This window comes from Pseudomonas sp. FW305-E2, from assembly GCF_058782925.1.
Genome location: NZ_JBYSYE010000032.1, coordinates 34695 through 51928 on the forward strand (window position 1 = coordinate 34695; position 17234 = coordinate 51928).

At 63.4% G+C, this 17234-nt stretch carries 15 protein-coding genes; 8 read left to right on the forward strand and 7 right to left on the reverse strand.

What is annotated here, in order from left to right; translation table 11 throughout:
• Window positions 1-14: 14 nt before the first annotated feature.
• The 5 genes from AC3WLP_RS20365 to AC3WLP_RS20385 all read left to right on the forward strand — a co-directional run bounded on the left by AC3WLP_RS20365 (window position 15) and on the right by AC3WLP_RS20385 (window position 4713).
• Window positions 15-326: a hypothetical protein gene (locus AC3WLP_RS20365; protein WP_003247302.1), complete on the forward strand. Its 312-nt coding sequence runs from the start codon at window positions 15-17 to the stop codon at window positions 324-326.
• Complete coding sequence (locus tag AC3WLP_RS20370) at window positions 323-1057, forward strand: YkgJ family cysteine cluster protein (RefSeq protein WP_088513038.1); 735 nt, start codon at window positions 323-325, stop codon at window positions 1055-1057. Before AC3WLP_RS20365 ends, AC3WLP_RS20370 begins: the two co-directional genes overlap by 4 nt.
• Before the next feature lie 200 nt (window positions 1058-1257).
• Window positions 1258-1482: a hypothetical protein gene (locus AC3WLP_RS20375; RefSeq protein ID WP_012051219.1), complete on the forward strand. Its 225-nt coding sequence runs from the start codon at window positions 1258-1260 to the stop codon at window positions 1480-1482.
• A 205-nt stretch (window positions 1483-1687) separates the two neighbouring features.
• A complete protein-coding gene (locus AC3WLP_RS20380) occupies window positions 1688-3022 on the forward strand; it encodes an OprD family porin (protein WP_003247305.1) in 1335 nt (444 codons plus the stop codon).
• 200 nt (window positions 3023-3222) lie between these two features.
• A complete protein-coding gene (locus AC3WLP_RS20385; RefSeq protein ID WP_014755361.1) occupies window positions 3223-4713 on the forward strand; it encodes a sensor domain-containing diguanylate cyclase in 1491 nt (496 codons plus the stop codon).
• Here the strand turns inward: AC3WLP_RS20385 and AC3WLP_RS20390 are convergent.
• Complete coding sequence (locus AC3WLP_RS20390) at window positions 4710-5186, reverse strand: ferritin-like domain-containing protein (protein ID WP_003247307.1); 477 nt, start codon at window positions 5184-5186, stop codon at window positions 4710-4712. The genes AC3WLP_RS20385 and AC3WLP_RS20390 overlap by 4 nt on opposite strands.
• Window positions 5187-5387: 201 nt before the next feature.
• Here AC3WLP_RS20390 and AC3WLP_RS20395 point away from each other — a divergent pair, with 201 nt between their 5' ends.
• Complete coding sequence (locus AC3WLP_RS20395; protein ID WP_003247308.1) at window positions 5388-5609, forward strand: DUF3820 family protein; 222 nt, start codon at window positions 5388-5390, stop codon at window positions 5607-5609.
• 194 nt (window positions 5610-5803) lie between these two features.
• Here the strand turns inward: AC3WLP_RS20395 and AC3WLP_RS20400 are convergent, their stop codons facing one another.
• Genes AC3WLP_RS20400 through ptsP form a run of 3 tightly spaced genes read right to left on the reverse strand, consistent with a single transcriptional unit; the run spans window position 5804 to window position 11343 of the window.
• Window positions 5804-7546: a PTS fructose-like transporter subunit IIB gene (locus AC3WLP_RS20400; RefSeq protein ID WP_088513039.1), complete on the reverse strand. Its 1743-nt coding sequence runs from the start codon at window positions 7544-7546 to the stop codon at window positions 5804-5806.
• Window positions 7543-8490 (reverse strand): 1-phosphofructokinase, encoded by a 948-nt coding sequence (gene pfkB, locus AC3WLP_RS20405; RefSeq protein WP_088513040.1) that lies wholly within the window; start codon window positions 8488-8490, stop codon window positions 7543-7545. Before pfkB ends, AC3WLP_RS20400 begins: the two co-directional genes overlap by 4 nt.
• Window positions 8491-11343, reverse strand: coding sequence for a phosphoenolpyruvate--protein phosphotransferase (ptsP, locus tag AC3WLP_RS20410; protein ID WP_088513041.1), 2853 nt, complete (start codon window positions 11341-11343; stop codon window positions 8491-8493).
• A 284-nt stretch (window positions 11344-11627) separates the two neighbouring features.
• On the opposite strand from ptsP, the gene cra reads away from it, so the two are divergent.
• Both cra and AC3WLP_RS20420 read left to right on the forward strand, forming a co-directional pair.
• Window positions 11628-12623, forward strand: coding sequence for a catabolite repressor/activator (cra, locus tag AC3WLP_RS20415; RefSeq protein ID WP_017148101.1), 996 nt, complete (start codon window positions 11628-11630; stop codon window positions 12621-12623).
• A gap of 2 nt (window positions 12624-12625) precedes the next feature.
• Window positions 12626-13402, forward strand: a complete 777-nt coding sequence (locus tag AC3WLP_RS20420) for a TatD family hydrolase (RefSeq protein WP_088513042.1) — start codon at window positions 12626-12628, stop codon at window positions 13400-13402.
• A gap of 36 nt (window positions 13403-13438) precedes the next feature.
• Here the strand turns inward: AC3WLP_RS20420 and ampE are convergent, their stop codons facing one another.
• From ampE to AC3WLP_RS20435, 3 genes are all read right to left on the reverse strand, one after another.
• The gene (gene ampE / locus AC3WLP_RS20425; RefSeq protein WP_014589705.1) at window positions 13439-14269 is read right to left on the reverse strand and encodes a regulatory signaling modulator protein AmpE; all 831 of its coding nucleotides are present in this window, start codon (window positions 14267-14269) and stop codon (window positions 13439-13441) included.
• Complete coding sequence (gene ampD, locus AC3WLP_RS20430) at window positions 14266-14838, reverse strand: 1,6-anhydro-N-acetylmuramyl-L-alanine amidase AmpD (protein WP_012051211.1); 573 nt, start codon at window positions 14836-14838, stop codon at window positions 14266-14268. Before ampD ends, ampE begins: the two co-directional genes overlap by 4 nt.
• Before the next feature lie 88 nt (window positions 14839-14926).
• The gene (locus AC3WLP_RS20435; RefSeq protein ID WP_088513043.1) at window positions 14927-17080 is read right to left on the reverse strand and encodes a DUF1631 domain-containing protein; all 2154 of its coding nucleotides are present in this window, start codon (window positions 17078-17080) and stop codon (window positions 14927-14929) included.
• Window positions 17081-17234 lie beyond the last annotated feature (154 nt).

Below are 17234 nucleotides of genomic sequence, written 5' to 3' on the forward strand. Positions count from 1 at the left end.
TGCCGGAATCGCGTATGAAGCTTCTCAGCTCTATCTTGATCAGCTGCGCCCTCTTCAGCGGTATTGCCCAGGCCTCCAGTAGCCAGGCCTGGAACGAGCAACGCCAGCAGATGCTCAAGGCTTGCCTGACCGCCAGCCAGTTCAAGGACGCCCATGCCCGCGGCAAGCCCGCCGAGTTTGATGACCAGGTCGGCATGAGTGCCCTGCTGATCGAAGGCGTCTACCCACAGAAGCACATGCAGCAGCGCACCGGCACCGAACTGTGCCTGTACGACCGCCAGCACCAGCGTGCTTTCGTCAGTGAATGGAGCCCGGAGGCCAAGTGACCGACCGCTTACGTTTCGGCTGTACCGGCTGCGGCAAATGCTGCACCGGCCACCATGTGCCACTGACGCTGGCCGAAGCGCGTCGCTGGGCGGACGATGCCGGCCAGGTGGTGGTACTGATCGAGGCCTTCGTCGTGGACGGCCCCGGCATGCCGCTGGAGCAGCGTGACCATGTGCTGCGACGCTCCCATCCAGTGCATTGCGGCAAGGGCGAGGCACGCGTCTCGGTGACCTTTGCTGCATTCAACCCCGGACGTTGCCGTAACCTCGACGCCAACGACCTCTGCACCATCTATGAGCAGCGCCCGCTGGTGTGTCGCATCTATCCGGTAGAAATCAACCCGCATATCCCGCTGCGGCCAGACAGCAAAGACTGCCCGCCTGAGGCTTGGCAACAGGGGCCGGAGCTGATTCATGGCGCGCAACTGGTCGATGTGGAACTGCAGGCACTGGTACAGGCTTCGCGCCAGGCCGACCGCGATGACATTGCCGCCAAGGTGGCGGTGTGCCAGGCATTGGGCATGACGACCAGTGCGCTCAAGGGGAATGGGTTTACCGCCTACTTGCCGGATATGGGGGCCTTTGCTGCGGCGCTGGCACAGGTACAGGGGAATGAAGGGGCGCAGTGGACCTTGCATGTGCAGGATGAAGCGCTGACGGCAAGCTTGCAGGCACTGGGTTTGCGCACAACCCATCAAACCCCGGTTTATTACGCCTTTATCGGTTTCTAGCCTGACCATTTTGCCCAAGGCGGCACCCTGTGCAGGTGCTCTAGCACGGGACTTTCGCCGAAAGTCCTATTGATTTTTGCAAGGATCGTTACCTTTTGCGCAACAGTGCTTATCGCACTTCGCTCTGTTTCGAGTGCACTGAAAGGACTAACTTTACCCCTGTCCTCATTAGCACTTGCACCGCAAGAAGGTAGTTTCAAATGTCCAACAGTATGGGTATTGCCAGCGTCTTCGTCCTGTCTTCCCTGTTGTTGTCGCCCCTGGCCATGGCCGAAGAATCCCCGGCTTTCGTTACCCGTAATGCAGCGTTCGCGGCGGTCCATCAAGAGGCCCGTGAGGCTGTTGCCGCAAACAAGGCAGATACCGCAAAAGACGCGAAACAGACAGCTTCCAAAGTGACCGTCGATGCCAATGCCGACAGCTGATCAAACGCTGTCGCTGTTCCTTCTTTCCCTTGGCTACGCCATGGGCACCTCCGGTGCCGATATGTTAGCCTTTTAAAGCCGCTGCCGATCAGCGGCTTTTTTTATGTGCTTTAACACTCAGCCCGGCTGTAACGTGTACCTATAAAAAAGACGCACATTCAAATATAAAAACTGCCCCACCGTCAGACCAAAGGAGCTAGTACCGGTGCCTTCCGCGTTTCGTTTTACCCCGCTTTTCATTGCGTTGACTGCAACGATCCCTTTCGCCGCCCAGGCAGATGAAGACAAGGCTGATGGCTTCATCGAAGGTTCGTCCTTCAACCTGCATTTTCGTAATGCCTACTTCAACCGCGACAACCACAACGCCGGCGTGCGCGACACCCGCGAGTGGGGCCAAGGCGCGGTAGCGCGTTTCGAGTCGGGCTACACCCCAGGTGTGGTCGGCTTTGGCCTGGATGCACATGCCATGCTGGGCCTGAAGCTCGACGGCGGTGGCGGCCATGCCGGCACCAGCATCCTGCCCGAACACATCAAGGACGACGGCGAACTGGGCGCTGCCCCGCATTCGTTCTCCACTGCCGGTGCTGCGGTCAAGCTCAAGGCCTTCGACACCGAACTGAAAGCCGGTGACCTGTTCCTCACCAACCCGGTGATCGCCGGCGGTGAAACGCGCATGCTGCCGCAAACTTTCCGCGGTGTAAGCCTGACCAACACCAGCATTGATGGCCTGTTGCTCGAAGGCGGCCAGGTCAGCTTCACCCACCCGTACAACCAGAGCGGCCACCGCCGCATCGACACCTACTACGGGTCACTGGACGAGCACGACAAGAGCAAGCACCTGAACTGGGCCGGCGCGTCGTGGAGCGGTACCGAGCACATCACCGCCAACCTGTACGCCGCCGAGCTGAAGGACATCTGGAACCAGTACTACGCGGACTTCGACTACACCTATGTGGTCAATGACCTGGTCAGCCTGAACCCGGGCGTGCACTTCTATCACACCCAGGACACCGGCCAGGCCCTGCTAGGCAAGATCGACAACAACACCTACAGCGTGCACTTCACCGTCAACGCAGGCTTCCACAGCGTCACCGCCGCCTACCAGCGAGTGAACGGCAACACGCCATTCGACTACATCAACCTGGGCGACAGCGTGTACCTGGACAACTCGCGCATGTACTCGGACTTCAACGCGCCGAACGAGCGTTCGTGGAAACTGCAGTACGGCTATGACTTCGCCGGTGTCGGCGTGCCTGGTTTGTCTACCTCGCTGTCCTACTCGCGCGGCGAGGCTGACCTGACCAAGGCCACTCAGGACACCACTCACTACGACTACTACCGTGAAGATGGCAAGAACGCCATGCACTGGGAACGCGACCTGGACGTGAAATACGTGTTCCAGGAAGGTGACCTCAAGGACCTGTCGGTGCTGGTGCGTTATGCCACCCACCGCGGCAGCCAGGGTTATGCGTCGATCGACAGCAACAGCGACAACGATGAAGTGCGGGTCATCGTCGACTACCCACTGAACGTGTTCTGATCTTTTGCTGCCAGTGTAGGAGCGGGTTCACCCGCGAAGAAGGCTTCGCCGATGTTCGCGGGTAAATCCGCTCCTACAGGGGCACACGGCAACTCGAAAAGAACAGTACACCGTGCTTCCGTCGGACAAATCTTGTCCGACAATCCCTGCTTCCCTAGAATACCGCCGCCGCGAATGGCCCTGCCCACGCAGTAGCGAGCATGCCCACCCAATCCCCGCGTTTCGCAATCTACAGGTCGCACCCCGAGCTGATCCTCAATCTGGGCAGTTGCCTTGCCGTGCTCGCCATCGTGGCCATCGTCAGCTACCTGCTTGCCCGCGAGCGCGAGAGTGTCGAGCAGTCGGCGGTGCGCTCCTCGAACAACATCGTCCAGCTGATTGAAAGCGACATTCTGCGCAACGTCGAACTCTACGACCAATCACTGCAAGGCCTGATCTGGGCCGTCGGGCGCAAGGAACTGCCGGAAGTCCCCGGCCCGATACGCCAGCGCCTGCTGTTCAATGAAGCCTTCGTCGACCGCAAGCGCGGTGACGTGCTGTGGCTGGACAAGCAAGGCAATGTCGTCGGCGACTCCACCAGCAGCGTGCCGCGCAAGGCCAACTTCGGCGACACCGGGGTGTTCAAGGCCCACCAGCACAATGCCAATCTCGGCTTGCTGGTGGGCCCCCCGTTCAAGGCCAAGCTTGGCGACCTGGACTGGTGTATCAGTTTCAGCCGACGTATCTCCGGCCCCAATGGCGAGTTCGCCGGGTTGGCAGCGGGTGCGCTGCGCCTGTCGTACTTCAATGAGTTGTTCCAGCGCCTGGACATTGGCCACGAAAGCAGCATCAACCTGTTCAATACCGATGGGCAGTTGCTCGTCCGCCAGCCCTACCGCGGGCAGGACCCACTGATTGGCACCTACTACACCGAACGGCCCAATTTCAAACGCATCCTCAGTGAACAGAGCGGTAGCTTCACCGCCCGCTCCCACAGCAGCGGCAAGCCGCGCATATTCACCTTCGCCCGGGTCGCGCAATTGCCCCTGATCGTGCTGGTGGCGCACTCGGCCGACGAGGTTTTCGAGTCCTGGCGCCGCACCGCCATTCTGGTCAGCGTCGCCACCGGCGGTCTGTGCGTGGGCATTCTGTGGCTGACGTTGCTGCTCGGCCGCGAACTGCGCCGCCGCCACGAAGCCGAAGAAAACCTGGCGATGCTCGCTTCCACCGATAGCCTGACTGGCCTGGCTAACCGCCGCAGGCTGGACCATGTGCTTCGCCAGGAATGGGCCCGCGCCCAACGCAGCCGTAAGCCGCTGGCGATACTGATGGTGGACGTGGACCACTTCAAGGCATTCAACCAGCGCCATGGCCATGCCGGTGGCGACCATGCCTTGCGCGAAGTGGCGAAGGCCATCGAGGCCTGCATTCGTCGCCCCGCAGACCTGGCTGCGCGCTATGGTGGGGAGGAGTTTCAGGTAGTGCTGCCAGAAACCGATCTGGCCGGGGCCCAGCTACTGGCTGAACGCATCCGCGCCAGCGTCGAGGCGCTGGCGCCGTTTGCGGATGATGCCCACGCAGTGACCGTGAGCATCGGTATCGGTCTGTCCGGCACCCAGCATGACCTTGGCAGGGTGCTGGGTGCTGCGGACGAAGCGCTCTACCGCGCCAAGGCCAATGGCCGAAATCGGGTAGAGGGCCCGCTCGATTAGGAGCGGGCGCGGGCAGCGTTGCGCAGGGCCTTGACCTGGTCATGGTTGCGCTGCACGCCTTGCAGCTGCTTTTCCACCAGGCTGTAGGTCATGTCGCTGGCAGTGCGGCCCAGTTTCACCAGCTTTTCGCGGGCTTCCTTGTAGGCCTTGAGGGCGTGGTCCTCGCCACGCTCCACCTCGTTCAGCACGGCTTCTTCGTCCTTGCCGGTGACCATCGACTTGAGGTTGACCCAGCCGCGGTGCAGGTCGCCACTGATGCTGGTAGAGGTTTCCGGGTCGCCGCCCAGGCGGCGTACTTCGCCCTGCAATTCACTGGCAGCGTTGGCGCACTCACCCGCACGCTGGACGAAGAACGCTTTCAGTTCGGGATTCTTAACATCATCGGCCGAGGCCTTGAAACCTTTCTCGCCATCCTTGCTGTACTCGATCAGGTCGTTGAGTACGTCGATCACGTCTTTGTTGGGGTTGCTCATGGTCGAACTCCTTGGCAGGTGATAGTCCTCTAGAGAGTTGCAGTGTTCGTGCCACGCTTTTAAAAAACGCAAAACCATTATGATTCAATAACTTATAGCTTTATTGTCGACTGCTGATTACGGCGTTCTGCATGATTGCCGCTTGGGGCTTCGTGCAGATTGCAGTATGGTCGGCGCCTTTCCACAGCCAGGTGCGCGAAGATGAAGCCGGAAACCCTCGAACTACTGGTGACCCGCAGCATGCCGTTCGGCAAGTACCAGGGAAGGATCATTGCCGACCTGCCCGGTGACTACCTGGCGTGGTTTGCGCGCAAGGGCTTCCCGGCAGGAGAACTGGGCGGGTTGCTGGCATTGATGCATGAGATCGATCACAACGGGCTGGGTGATCTACTGGTGCCGTTGCGGCAGAAGCATCGCCGTTGAAAGGCCAACGCGGGCTCTGTGGGACCAACTGTCTTGCTCAATTTCTGAAAGCTGGCGCGATCCGTGTGGGAGCGGCCTTGCGTCGCGAAAGGGCTACACAGCAGCCCCGGGATCTCAGTGTCGATGCAAATAATGCCGGGGCCGCTTCGCGGCCCTTTCGCGACACAAGGCCGCTCCCACAGAACGAGGTCTGCTCAGACACTTTTAGCAGGCGCCACGGCCAACTCCACACCCTCGCTCTTCTTGATAACCGCATACACCACCGCTGTCACCAGGCTACCCGCCACAATCGCCAGCAAATACAGCAACGCATGGTTGATCGCGTTGGGGATCAACAACACGAACAAGCCGCCATGCGGCGCCATCAGCTTGCAGCCAAAATACATCGACAATGCCCCGGTCAACGCACCACCGGCGATACTGGCCGGAATCACCCGCAACGGGTCCTTGGCGGCAAACGGAATCGCCCCCTCGGAGATGAAGCACAGCCCCAGCGCCAGCGCCGCCTTGCCCGCCTCGCGCTCGCTCTGAGCAAACTTGCGCCGGGCCAGGAAGGTGGCGATACCCAAGCCAATCGGCGGCACCATGCCGGCGGCCATGGTCGCCGCCATTGGCGCGTAGCTCGATGAGGCCAACAGCCCCACCGAGAACGCATAGGCGGCCTTGTTGATCGGCCCGCCAAGGTCGACGCACATCATGCCGCCCAGCAACAGCCCCAGCAGGATGGCATTGGTGGTGCCCATGCTGTCGAGGAAGTGCGTCAGGCCTTCGAGCATCGCCGCTACCGGCTGGCCGACCACGTAAATCATCACCAGGCCGGTGAACAGACTGGCCAGCAATGGAATGATAAGGATCGGCTTGAGCGCCTCCAGGCTGCTGGGCAAGCGCGCCCATCGGGCAATGGCCTTGGCGCTGTAACCGGCGAGGAAACCGGCGACGATGCCACCGATAAAGCCGGCCCCCAAGGTGCTGGCCAACAGGCCGCCGATCATGCCCGGGGCCAGCCCGGGGCGGTCGGCGATGGACCAGGCGATATAGCCTGCCAGTAGCGGAACCATCAGTTTGAAGGCGGCTTCACCGCCAATCTGCATCAACGCCGCCGGCAAGGTGCCCGCCTCTTTGTAGGCCTCGATACCGAACACGAACGACAGGGCAATCAGCAGACCGCCGGCCACCACCATCGGCAGCATGAACGACACACCGGTCAGCAAGTGCTTGTACACGCCGGTTTTCTCGCCCTTGGCCGGCGTGGCCGCCGCTGCAGCGTCGGCAGCGTTTTCCACCGTGGCCTGCGCCAAGGCTTTGTCCAGGGTAGCGCGGGCCTGCTTGAGGGCAATGCCGGTACCACAACGGTAAATACGTTTACCGGCGAAACGTGCAGTGGGTACTTCAATGTCGGCGGCCAGCAGCACCACATCGGCCGCAGCGATGGCGTCAGCGGACAAGGGGTTGCGCGCACCGACCGAGCCCTGGGTCTCGACGGTCAACTGGTAGCCCAGTTGCTGTGCGGCTTGCTGCAAGGCTTCTGCGGCCATGAAGGTATGGGCTACGCCGGTCGGGCATGCAGTGACGGCAACGATGCGAGCGCCAGCACTGCCAACTGCGGCGGGGGTGCCTGTCACAGCGGCCAGCAGTTCAGCGTTGGCTGCCGCTTCGTCGAGAAAGCCTTCGCGATCAGCCAGCGCCTGGGACGGCGTGCTTTGGTACAGGCGCTTGCCGACGAAGCGGGCCAGGTCCACCGGCCCGGTGCTGACCACAAGCACCCAGTCAGCCTCGGCGATCTGTGCGGCGCTCAGTTGCCGCTCGGGGTGTTCAGTATTCTGTACTTCGACGCTGGTGCTCCAGCCGCGCCGCTGGGCAGCGGCGGACAGCAAGCGTGCGCTCAGTACACTCGATACCTGGCCGTTGGGGCAGGCGGTGACTATGGCAATGTTCATCGGCAACCCTCTTGTTGTTCTGTCAGTTGCACGGCCGCTTCCAACTGCGCCAGGTGCTCGCGGTCATGGATGCCGAAGCCAACCTGGGTAACGGCCTGGGCGGCGATGGCAGTGGCCCGGGTCAGCGTCTGTGCAGGCGCCTCGGCCAGCAGCAGGCCGTGGACCATGCCGGCCACGAGCGAATCCCCCGCCCCCACCGTGCTGGCCACCCGCACCTTGGGTGGGCGGGCCTGCAGGGCCAGATCGCGACTGAACCAAGTGACGCCCTGCTCGCCCGCAGACACCACCACGTGTTCAACGCCACTGTCCAGCAGGCGCTTGGCGGCGGCGCGCTGTTGCGCCAGGTTATCCACAGCCAGGCCCAGCACTTCGCCCAGTTCTTCGGTATTGGGCTTGACCAGCCAGGGCGCGCTTTGCAAGCCGACACGCAGGGCTTCACCACTGCTGTCCAGGACTACCTTGAGGCCTTGGGCCTTCAACCGTTCGAGCAACTGGCGGAACCAGTCGGCACTGATTCCACGCGGCAGGCTACCGGCCACCACCACGGCATCGTGACCGGGGGCAATCTGTTCCAGCCTGTGCAGCAAGGCACTGCGTGCCGCCTCGTCGACCTCCGGGCCCTGCCCGTTGATGTCGGTCACGCGGCCATCGGCCTCGACCAGTTTGATATTGCTGCGGGTTTCGCCCGGCACACGGACAAAGCAGTCGATAAAACCGCGGCCGTCGATCAGCGCCTCGAAGGGCTGCAGATTGTCGGCCCCCAGGAAACCGCCCACGGTTACGCTGTGCCCCAGGTCGGCCAGTACCTGGGCAACGTTCAGCCCCTTGCCCGCGGCGTGACTGTGCTGCGCCTGGCTACGGTTGACCTGCCCTGGGCGCAGAGTGTCCAGGCCGATGGTGATATCCAGCGCAGGGTTCAGGGTGAGAGTGAGGATCTTGGCCATTCAGTAACGCTCCACCAGCGCGCGAACTGCTGCGGCGCTGTCCTGTTGCAGGGCCTCGCGCGCCAGGGCGCGGGCTGTCTGATGATCGGCCTGGCGAACCAGTGCCTTGACTTCGGCGATGCTGCGCGCGGAGACGCTGAGTTCGTCCACGTCCAGCCCCAGCAGCACGGCCACCGCCTGCGGGTCGGCCGCCAGCTCGCCACACACGCCCACCCACTTGCCGTGGGCATGGGCGGCGCGCACGGTCATGTCGATCAGGCTCAATACCGCCGGGTGCAGGCCATCGGCCTGTGCCGACAGGCTGGGATGGCCACGGTCGATGGCCAAGGTGTATTGAGTCAGGTCGTTGGTGCCGATGCTGAAGAAGTCCACCTCGCGCGCCAATTGCGCTGCCAGCAGGGCCGCTGAAGGTACCTCGACCATAATGCCCAGTTGCAGGTCGGCTACCGGGATTTCTGCACGCAGGCGCTCTACCATGGCCCGAGCCTCACGCCACTCGTGCACCTGGCCAACCATCGGGAACATGATACGCAACGGGCGCTGGTCGGCAGCCCGCAACAACGCGCGCAACTGGTCTTCCATCACTTGCGGGCGCTGCAGGGTCAAGCGCACGCCGCGCACGCCGAGGAAGGGATTTTCCTCGGCAGCGATCGGCCAGTAAGGCAACGGTTTGTCGCCGCCAACATCCAGGGTGCGCACCACCAGCGGGCGCCCATCGAGGCCATCGAGCACGCGGCGGTACTCGGCTTCCTGGGTAGCCACATCCGGCGCTTGAGGGTGGGCCATGAAAATCAGTTCGGTGCGCAGCAGGCCGACACCTTCGGCGCCCTGCTCCACCACCTTGGCGATGCCGTTGCTATCGCCGATGTTGGCAAACACCTCGACGGCATGCCCATCACGGGTGATAGCCGGCTCGAAGCGGTTGGCCCAAGCGGCCTGCAGGCGTTGCTCGCGCAGGTCACGCTCGGCCAGCGCCCGCTGCAGCTCATCCGCTGGCGGTGCGACGCTGACCATACCACGCTGGCCATCGAGCAGCAGCGCCGTACCACTCTCCAACAGCAGTATCGATGCACCCGCGCCGACCACTGCTGGTATGCCCAACGCCCGGGCGACGATGGCACTGTGGGCCGTGGCGCCGCCCTGGGCCGTGACAATGCCGGCAACCCGGTTGGGGTCCAGGCGAGCGACATCGGATGGACCGACTTCGGTCATCACCAGCACATAGGGTTGCTCGGGTTCAGTCTGCGCCTGCACACCACACAGCTGCGCCAGCACGCGGCGGCCAATATCGCGCAGGTCGGCGGCGCGCTCGGCGAGCAGCGCATCGTGCAACGCCTCTTGCTGACGGGCCGCAGCTTCGATCACGGCCATCCACGCGGCCGCAGCGCTTTCGCCCTGGGCCAGGCGCTGTTCGACATCATCGGTCAGGGCCGGGTCGGCAAGCATTTCCTGGTGGGTGACGAAAATTTCGCCAATGGCCTTGTCGCTGCGCAGGACCAAAGCCTGCAGTTCGCCGTTGACGGTAGCCAAGGCTTCGCGCAGTTTCTGCCGCTCCACGGCGCACGATTCACCCCGCAAGGGATAGTCGAACTCACGCTCGACACAGACATGCGCCGGGCCGCTGGCAATGCCGGGGGCGGCGCCCACACCCTGGATACGGCTGCCGGCCGCTGGTGCTTGCAGTACTTCGGGTACGTCATCGGCAATGGGCGCGACGCTCTGCGGTAGCGGTTCTACCTCTTCACCCAAGCCTTGTTCGATAGCCGCCAGCAGCACCGGCAAGGCATCGGCAGCGATGCTCGGTTCGGCGACCAGTTCCAGTGCCTGACCACGGCGTGCGCCGAGGCTGAGCAGCTTGCTCAGGCTCTTCACCGATACGGCTGGCTGCGCGCTATCGACCAGGCGCACACGGATTTCCCCTTCAAAGCCTTTGGCCAGTTGTGCAAGCACCTTGGCCGGGCGCGCATGCAAGCCATGTGGATTGGCCAGCACGACACGTGCGCTAGGCCAGTCCGCCGGCGCTTCACCGCCCAACACTTCCAGTACCGCACGGCTGCTGGTGGCCTGGTAGAGCATCTGCCCGCGGCCTTCGATCAACACTTCGCACAGACGCTCGAGCAGGGCCTCGTGAGCGGCCCCAAGGCTGGCCAGGCAGAACAGACCGTTGAGCGGCTGGTCGCGGTAACGCAGCGGCTGCTGCGGGGTGATGAAGGCGAGGCCCGGTTGACGAACCTGGCGCTCGCTGTGCAGCCACCACAGGCCCTCTCCCAGCGGCAGCGGCTCGGCCTGCTGCAGCACGGCGGCAAAGCCACTGTCGACACAGTCGGCACGTTGCAGCAGGCGGGCACCGCGCCAGGCCAGTTCGTCGAAGTCTTCTGCCGGCACGTTCAGGCCGACCAGCTGCGCATCCAGCGCCAGCGCCTGGGGCGCGCCCTGCAGCAGCTTGAGCAGCGCTTCGGCAGAGCTGGCCCGGCGCAAGGCTTCGGCCAGGTCGGTCTCGCCCAGCGCCCGGGTCAACAGCTGCAGCAGGCGCAGGTGTTCGTCGGAGCGGGCGGCAATACCAATGGCCAGGTAGACCATTTGCCCGTCACCCCAGTCTACTCCCTCGGGGAACTGCAGCAGGCGTACGCCGGTGGCATACACCAGGTCACGTGTTTGCGGCGTACCATGGGGAATGGCGATGCCCTGGCCAAGGAACGTGGAGCCTTGTACCTCCCGGGCCTGCAGCCCTTGCAGGTAACCGTCGGCGACCAGGCCGTCCGCAACCAGCCGATCCGCCAAAAGGCGCAATGCCTCGGCCTTGTCGGCGGCCTTCTGGCCCATGGCTATCTGCTCATTGGCGAGCTCGAGCATGACCTTCTCCTTTTGCAGTTCCCGTTCGGGTACTGGAGTATTGTTGTGAAATTCACATAAAGGGCCAGTTCAGCAGCCTTGCGCAGGTGGCAGCCGAGGCAGAAAATTCGGCAGCTGAAACGTTTAATCTGACCAGACGGCCACGTTACTCGATAATCTGCCCAGTAAAAAGCCCCATCCTGTCGGACAATTGCGACAATGGTCGTCTGCGCGTGATGCCTGTACCGGGTCAAACTACCCGGTCTGGCCTTACAGGCAGCCCCGGAAATAACAAGGAAAATTCGGTGAAACTCAGCGATATCGCCCGTCTGGCCGGTGTGTCCGTGACCACTGCCAGCTACGTCATCAATGGCAAGGCTGAACAGCAGCGCATCAGTAACAGTACTGTCGAGCGGGTACGCGCGGTGGTCGAAGCCCACGGCTTCACCCCCAACCCACAGGCTGCTGGGCTGCGCAGCCGGCATACCCGCACCCTGGGCTTCATTCTCCCGGATCTGGAGAACCCCAGCTACGCCCGCATTGCCAAGCAACTGGAGCAAGGCGCCCGCGCCCGCGGCTACCAACTGCTGATCGCCAGCAGCGACGACCAGCCAGACAGCGAGCGCCAACTGCAGCAACTGTTCCGTGCGCGCCGATGCGATGCGCTGTTCGTTGCCAGTTGCCTGCCCCCAGAAGATGACAGCTACCGCGAGCTGCAGGACAAAGGCCTGCCAGTGATTGCCATCGACCGCCGCCTGGACCCCGCACACTTCTGCTCGGTGATCAGCGACGACCGCGATGCCAGCCGCCAGTTGGCCGCCAGCCTGCTCAGCTCGGCCCCACGCAGCATCGCCCTGATAGGCGCGCGCCCCGAGCTGTCGGTTAGCCAGGCGCGTGCCGGCGGATTCGACGAAGCCCTGCAAGGCTATACCGGCGAAGTGCGCCGCTATCAGGGCGAAGCGTTCAGCCGTGAGTGCGGCCAACGCCTGATGCAGCAACTGATCGACGACCTGGGGGGCCTGCCGGATGCTCTGGTGACCACTTCGTACGTGCTGTTGCAGGGCGTGTTCGACACCCTCCAGGCGCGCCCGGTCGACTCGCGCCAACTGCAGCTGGGTACCTTTGGCGACAACCAGTTGCTCGACTTCCTGCCGCTGCCGGTCAATGCCATGGCCCAGCAGCATGGCCAGATTGCCGCCACTGCGCTTGAACTGGCACTGGCCGCCATCGAGGAAAACCGCTATGAACCCGGCGTGCACGCCGTTGGCCGCACCTTCAAGCAACGCATCTCAGCGGCCTGAACATGCGCCTGATCGACACCCACACCCACCTGGACTTCCCCGACTTCGACGCCGACCGTCCGCGCCTGCTGGCCAACGCGGCGGCCCGTGGGCTGGAGCGGATGGTGGTGCTGGGGGTGTGCCAGGCGAATTTCCAGCGCGTGTGGGAGCTGGCCTGCGCCGAGCCGCGCCTGTTCGCCGCGCTTGGCCTGCACCCGGTCTACCTCGACCAGTATCGCCCTGAGCACCTGGTGCAGCTGCGCGAGTGGCTGGAGCGCCTGCGCGACAACCCGCGGCTATGTGCCGTAGGTGAGTTTGGTCTGGACTATTACCTCGCAGACCTTGACAAGACCCGCCAGCAGGCGCTGTTCGAAGCGCAACTGCAGATGGCTTGCGACTTCGAACTACCGGCCCTGCTGCACGTGCGCCGCAGCCATGCCCAGGTGATTGCCACACTCAAGCGCTACAAGCCAGCGCGGGCGGGGGTGATTCATGCGTTTGCCGGCAGCTACGAAGAGGCCCGCGAGTACATCAAGCTGGGCTTCCTGCTGGGGTTGGGCGGTGCGGGTACCTGGCCGCAGGCGCTGCGGCTGCGCAAGACTCTGGCGCGGCTGCCACTGGACAGTGTGGTGCTGGAGACTGATGCACCGGACATGGCACCGGCGATGTACCCGGGGGTACGCAACAGCCCGGAGCATCTACCGGAAATTGCCACGGCGCTGGCGCACGTGATGGGGCTGGATGTCGAGAAGCTGGCACAGGCCAGCACCCGCAATGCTTGCACGTTGTTTGGCTGGTAACACTCGGGGGACCGGGATTCCGCGATTGGCCCCGAATCAGACCAGCACGGTCCACAGCGCGAACCCGGCATACCACAGCACTGCACAGCGCAACAGCAATTCCCACAGGCTGTCCAGCCGCCCCAAACCGCGCTGGCTGTCCTCTTCCTCGGGAATGTCATCGGCAATCCGCCCCACCCGAGCCACCAGGTGCCCGGCGCTGATGTGCCAGTTGAGCACCTCGTGCAGCATCACCCGTGTCACCGCGAGGAAGTTGCCCACCAGGGCAAAGCTCAATGCCAACGCCCGCACCGGCAACCAGTCCATGATGTGCCGCAACTGCTCGGCACGCGCCTTCAAAGCCGGCTGCTTGCTGTGCTCACTACACAGCGCCAACAATCGATAAGCCAGCGCAGCGCCAGGGCCCAGTACGAAATACCAGAAGATCACCGCAAAAAAGCCCTGGTACACCTGCCACAGCAAGTTACCCTGCACCCGCACCAGCAAGCTGTGCGGTTCATCGGCCACCAGGCCCAGGTCGCGCTCGGCCGCGTGCAGCGCCGCCTGATCGTCCCCCCGCCGCCAGGCATCACGAAACGCCCCCAACGATGCCTTGGCATCGCCACGGCCCAGGCTGTAGATCAGCACCAACAGGTGCACCGGCAACGCCAGCAAACCATAGGCCACCGGCTCCAGCACATGCAGTAGCAACACCAGCAGCGCTACCGGTGCCAACACCAGGATGGCCAACGTCCACCATGGGTGCACCTTGCCGTTGCGTTCCAGACGCACCAGTTCGCCAAGAAAGAACCCGTCGCGCTGCACCTGATGGCGCAGGGCCGAAAACTTCTCGACCCACAGCGCCAGCAACAACACCAGAAAACTCATGCCTTGTCCTCATTGTGCTGCAGCGCCTGGCGGTAGCGCGGCCAGTCGAAGGCCGGGCCGGGGTCGGTCTTGCGCTGCGGGGCAATGTCGCTGTGGCCCTGAATGCGGTTCAGGTCGATGGCCGGCCAGGCACTGCGGATGTGCCGGGTGAGTTGCTCCAGCACCGCATACTGGGCATCGGTATAGGGCAGGTCGTCGGTGCCTTCCAGTTCGATGCCGATGGAAAAGTCGTTACAGCCTTCGCGCCCGTCAAAGCTCGACACACCCGCATGCCAGGCACGGTCATGCAACGACACGAACTGCGTCACCGCGCCGTCACGCTCGACGAACAGGTGCGCCGACACGGTCAGGTGGGTGATGCTGGCAAAATACGGGTGTTCATCAGGGGCCAGGCGGTTCTGGAAGAATTGCTGCACCTTGCCCGTGCCGAAACAGGCCGGGGGCAGGCTGATGTTGTGGATCACCAGCAGGGAAATCGATTCGCCTTCGGGGCGCGCATTGAAGTTCGGCGAGGGGCAGTGGGTGATTCCGATTCCGTGGAACCAGCCTGTGGCACGGTCCAATTGCATGGGCAGATCCTGAAAAACGCCGTGAACATGCCCACAGTATGCCCTGCGGCCCACGCCGTGTGCATGTGAATGATTGTAATGCGTCGACCTATTGCGCCTGCCCTTGCCGCAAGCTCTCAAGTACCGCCTCCAGCGCCCGTTCGAATAACAGGCGGTCATCCAGCACGCGCACTTCGTGCCGCTGCAGTGCCTGGGCCAGGCTGGCGCTGCTCCACTCGCGCACTTTCATGCCGGTGCGGTTGGCAAACACCAGCCTGTCACTGCTGTCGATGCGCGCGACTAGCTTGCAGCGCAGTGGTTCATCCTCGTCGAGCACCTCGACCCAGGTGCCGATGCGCAGGCGTTGCGCCTGGCGCAGCGCTGCAGCCTGCCCGTCGGCAGCGTGCAGGGGCACGCAGGCGGGCTCTTCGGCAATCGTCAGCACAATCTCTTCAGCCACCCGCACATCGCCCAAGGATTGGCCCCCCGGCAGCGCCTCATTACCTGCGCAGGCCCGCAGGTGCAACTGTTCCAGTTGCAGGAAGAACTCGCGAGTCGCCACCGCGTCCAGGGCTACGCTGGCCAGGCCATCGCGCAGCGCCTTGAGCAGGCCTGGCACCTGCTGCAGCAAGGCTTGTGGCTCATGTGGCGGCGTGATGCTGGCCAGCAGCATGTCCATCGTCTGCACTGCGTCGTGCCAGGCCTGTGAGGCCTCGCCCTGTTTCAGCCAAGCCAGCAGCAGTACCTGGCTCCAGGCCTGCACCAGCATTTGCACCACCACCTGCGGCAGTACCCGGCCACGCAGGCGCTGGTTGAGCACGTGCTGCACCTGCTGCCTGGCCTGCATTGCCCGGGCACGGCCTTCTTCGGCGTCGCGAGTGCGTTGCTCCAGCAACTCGTTACGTCGCCGTTCGTCCTGATTGAATGCCAGGAAGTCGTCGAGCAACTCGGCGAACAGGCTGGCATCGTCGGCAAAATCATTGAGCAGGCGCTGGACGATCCGCTCTACCCGCATGTGCAAGCTGTCACGCTGGCACTCGCTGCCGCACTCCCAGCCAATCGCGGCGCCGGCGATTTCGTTGAGCAAACGGCGCGCCGGGTGGCTACTCCGGCTGAACAGCCCCTTGTCCAGTAGTGCCACCTTGAGCAGGGGAATATGAAGGCGGGTAATCAGCGCCCGCAGGCTGGCCGGCAGGTTGTCGTCGTTGTGGATGAACGCGAACAGCAGGCCAACCAGGTTGATCATGTCTTCGTCAGCCACGTGAAGGCGCCGACGCGTGCCGCTGCGCACACTCACCCGCAACAGCAGTTGCTCAAGCTGCTGGCCGAGCTCGAAGTCATCGGCCTCGTACGTGGCGGGCACATAGCGCTGCAAATGCGACAGTAGCCGGAGCAGGTCGGCGGTACTGATCGGCTGGGCGGCAGCCACCGCGTGCAAGCGCGGAGCGAACTGCCCGCGCACCGGCGCCAGCAGTGCCTGCAACGAGGCAAACAACGCCTGCCCTGCGGCGTCCGCCCCCTCCTCCTGGCCAAGGTTCGCCGGCCCGGGTCGCGCACGCATGCGCCGGTCTTCGGCACGCCGGCGCGGCGCCGGTTGCAGCTCGGGCAGCACGCCGGCAGCGGCCAGCAACTGGTTGGCTTCGCCATAGATCACATCGACATCGCGCAGTACATAACGCTCGAACAGCTTCAGCAACACCAGCTTGACCCGCAGGCCAACGCCCAGATTACGCCCGGCATCGAGAAAGTAACGACACAGCGCGGCTGGCCCCAATGGGTTGTGCTGCTCGTACAGGGGGCGGTCGAGCAATGCCTGCAGGCGCAGACCCAGTTGCTGCAGGGCGATGCCATCGCGTGACAGCACCCGCGCCACCATGCCCTCGATGGCGGCGGCCCGCTCCATTTGAGCCTTGCTGCGCGGGTTGCCCGGCTCGACCAGGTTTGCCAGCAAGTCGACCTGGCCGGCTCGGAGGAAAGCATCATGGAACGTATCCAGAAAACCACGCTCGATGCTCTTGCGCTTCAGGCGCAGGTCACGCATGGCCTCGAAGTACAGGTTCTGGTCACTGCGGTCAAAGGCCTTGTCGGCCATTTCGAAGAGCATGTCATCGGCATTGTCGAACAAGTCCTGCAGGCCCTGACGCAACTGCAACGCGGCCTTGTCGCGCACCTGCAGCAACACGACCGGAAGGCAAGGATGAGGCGTGCGCCCCCCTCGGTCGATGGCTGCCGCCAAGGGCACCACCTTGCCTTCTTTTTGCATCCTGGACTCCTTGCAGGGTGTCTTGCCCGAAAGGGCTGGAAAATCGTCAAAGCCATGGCGCCAAATACCAGTCACCATTATCGGTAAAAAATCGCATAGCTACCAGCGCCGTTTCGCTGGCTGGCTAATGACCCTGATCGGCTCCGATTACTCA

Coding starts and splice junctions, on each gene's coding strand:
- AC3WLP_RS20365 (WP_003247302.1), top strand. CDS start 15: ATGAAGCTTCTCAGCTCTATCTTGATCAGCTGCGCCCTCTTCAGCGGT.
- AC3WLP_RS20375 (WP_012051219.1), top strand. CDS start 1,258: ATGTCCAACAGTATGGGTATTGCCAGCGTCTTCGTCCTGTCTTCCCTG.
- AC3WLP_RS20385 (WP_014755361.1), top strand. CDS start 3,223: ATGCCCACCCAATCCCCGCGTTTCGCAATCTACAGGTCGCACCCCGAG.
- AC3WLP_RS20390 (WP_003247307.1), bottom strand. CDS start 5,186: ATGAGCAACCCCAACAAAGACGTGATCGACGTACTCAACGACCTGATC.
- AC3WLP_RS20395 (WP_003247308.1), top strand. CDS start 5,388: ATGAAGCCGGAAACCCTCGAACTACTGGTGACCCGCAGCATGCCGTTC.
- AC3WLP_RS20400 (WP_088513039.1), bottom strand. CDS start 7,546: ATGAACATTGCCATAGTCACCGCCTGCCCCAACGGCCAGGTATCGAGT.
- pfkB (WP_088513040.1), bottom strand. CDS start 8,490: ATGGCCAAGATCCTCACTCTCACCCTGAACCCTGCGCTGGATATCACC.
- ptsP (WP_088513041.1), bottom strand. CDS start 11,343: ATGCTCGAGCTCGCCAATGAGCAGATAGCCATGGGCCAGAAGGCCGCC.
- AC3WLP_RS20420 (WP_088513042.1), top strand. CDS start 12,626: ATGCGCCTGATCGACACCCACACCCACCTGGACTTCCCCGACTTCGAC.
- ampE (WP_014589705.1), bottom strand. CDS start 14,269: ATGAGTTTTCTGGTGTTGTTGCTGGCGCTGTGGGTCGAGAAGTTTTCG.
- ampD (WP_012051211.1), bottom strand. CDS start 14,838: ATGCAATTGGACCGTGCCACAGGCTGGTTCCACGGAATCGGAATCACC.
- AC3WLP_RS20435 (WP_088513043.1), bottom strand. CDS start 17,080: ATGCAAAAAGAAGGCAAGGTGGTGCCCTTGGCGGCAGCCATCGACCGA.